A 450-nucleotide genomic window follows, 5' to 3' on the forward strand; every position below is an offset into this window, starting at 1 on the left:
CCGTTTCGCCGCAGGCCTGCTCGCCCGCGGCCGGGCCGAAGGTGCAGATCCCATCCTGCAGCAGCGTCGCGACGTCGCGCTGGGTCGCCGGGTTCTGCCACATCTCGACGTTCATCGCCGGCGCCACCAGCAGCGGCACGCCCTGCGGACGCGCCAGGCACAGCGTGGAGAGCAGGTCGTCGCAGACGCCGTGCGCGAGTTTGCGGATGAAGTCGGCCGAGCAGGGCGCGATCAGCACCGCGTCGGCGCCGCGCGTGAGGTCGATGTGCGCCATGTTGTTGGGCATGCGCGGGTCCCACTGGTCCAGCCAGACCGGGTTGCCGGACAGCGCCTGCAGCGTCACCTGGCCGATGAAGTGGGTCGCGGCCTCGGTCATCGCGACGTGCACCCTGGCGCCCTGCTTGACCAGCGCGCGGCACAGTTCCGCGGCCTTGTAGCAGGCCACGCCCC

The 450-nt window shown here is 71.8% G+C and carries 1 protein-coding gene; it reads right to left on the minus strand.

Translation table 11 applies throughout. From position 1 onward, the window contains the following. Positions 1 to 450, minus strand: a 450-nt coding sequence (locus KVT32_RS28775; RefSeq protein ID WP_305864214.1) for a flavoprotein, incomplete at both ends; no start/stop codon positions are given.

It is taken from the genome of Achromobacter sp. GbtcB20, assembly GCF_019091095.1.
Classification (GTDB): domain Bacteria; phylum Pseudomonadota; class Gammaproteobacteria; order Burkholderiales; family Burkholderiaceae_B; genus Achromobacter; species Achromobacter mucicolens.